Raw genomic sequence first — 1,241 nt, 5'->3', positions numbered from 1 at the left:
CTAGTATCCCATAAACCTTAAACGGACGGATATAGTGATCTGAGTTTCACGCGGGCCTGGGAATTGTCGAACTGCCATCGGATGGGTTTGGGATCGGCGTTCTTCCATCTGAGATACGCCCCAACCTGGGATCGGAATTCATCGACCGAGCCGATCCTCCGGTTCAGGCACTGTCGGGCGAGCAGGCCGATCTCGATCTCCGCCATGTTCAGCCAGCTGCCATGCTTGGGCGTGTGATGGATCTCGAAGCGTTCGCAAAGGGCTCTGGCTTTCTCCGCGGGGAAGGCCTCATAGAGAGATGCCGTCGTATGGGTGTTGAGGTTGTCCATGACGAGCAGGATCTTGTCGGCTCCGGGCAAAAGCCGATGGGCGATGTGGTCGAGGCACGCGGCGAAATCCGTGGCCGTGCGCCGTCCGTCGCGCCCGATGAAGACGTCCCTTTCGCCCACGTGGGGCATGGCGATCATGAAGCCCGTGACACTGCCCTCACGCACGTATTCGTAGTCGTGGCGGGCAGGACGTCCCGGGGCCGCGGGAATCGCCGGGCGACTTTCGGAGAGGAGTTGCTTGGCGAATTCGTCGAGGCAAACCAGCGGGATCGCGGGAGTCGGAGGTCGCGAATAGACCTCCAGTACGTCTTCCATCGCCGCTACGAAGGCGGCGTCTTCCTTGGGCGGGATGCACCAGCATTCCTGTCGCCACGGCTTGAGCGGACTTTTTTTAAGACGGTGGCCACCGAGGTGTGGGAGATGCTTTCGATGACGCCGATTTCAACGAGGTGATCGGCGAGAAGCTGGAGGGTCCAGCGGGCATGACCGGAAGGAGGTTGCGAGCAGGCCAGCGTGGTGATGCGGGCTTCGACTTCTCCGGTGATCTTGATCTCGCGCGGCGGTTTCTCACGCTGCTTGCGCTCCAGCGCGCCGAGCGGGCCGACTTCGCAACACCTTTCCCGCAGACGCACCAGCGTGCGCGGACTCATTCCGGTGACCCAAAGGATGTCGGCATCTTTCTTCCCCGGTCCGTGATCGCCTTCGTCGGCGAGGAGAAGGGCGATGGCGCGTTTGATCCTCACGGCGTTGCCCTTGCCTCGATCGCGGATGACTTCGAGGTCGCGGCGTTCGGCTTGGGTCAGTTTGATTCGGTGGATTTTGGCAGGCACCTCGCCGAGTGTACAAAACCCGGGAAAAGTACAATTTCAAAAACGCCGGTGTGTGTCATATTAAATTTTATGGACTACTAGG

At 60.3% G+C, this 1,241-nt stretch carries 3 protein-coding genes; 1 reads left to right on the top strand and 2 read right to left on the bottom strand.

All coding sequences use genetic code 11. The features are described 5' to 3' along the window. Positions 1–17 precede the first annotated feature (17 nt). Together ABXH26_RS20560 and ABXH26_RS20555 are read right to left on the bottom strand one after the other, a co-directional pair. Complete coding sequence (locus ABXH26_RS20560; protein ID WP_353568980.1) at positions 18–680, bottom strand: IS630 family transposase; 663 nt, start codon at positions 678–680, stop codon at positions 18–20. Next, positions 650–979 carry a helix-turn-helix domain-containing protein gene (locus tag ABXH26_RS20555; RefSeq protein ID WP_353568979.1) on the bottom strand — a complete coding sequence of 110 codons (330 nt, stop codon included), beginning with the start codon at positions 977–979 and terminating at the stop codon, positions 650–652. The genes ABXH26_RS20560 and ABXH26_RS20555 overlap by 31 nt, the downstream gene beginning before the upstream one ends. Before the next feature lie 42 nt (positions 980–1,021). On the opposite strand from ABXH26_RS20555, the gene ABXH26_RS20550 reads away from it, so the two are divergent. Further along, entirely contained in the window at positions 1,022–1,240 is a 219-nt protein-coding gene (locus ABXH26_RS20550) for a hypothetical protein (protein ID WP_353568978.1), read from the top strand. Position 1,241 lies beyond the last annotated feature (1 nt).

The organism is Haloferula sargassicola (genome assembly GCF_040362925.1).
GTDB classification, from domain to species: Bacteria; Verrucomicrobiota; Verrucomicrobiia; order Verrucomicrobiales; family Akkermansiaceae; genus Haloferula; species Haloferula sargassicola.
Note: the sequence above shows the minus strand (reverse complement) of the source record. Positions and strands in the feature narration are given on the sequence as shown.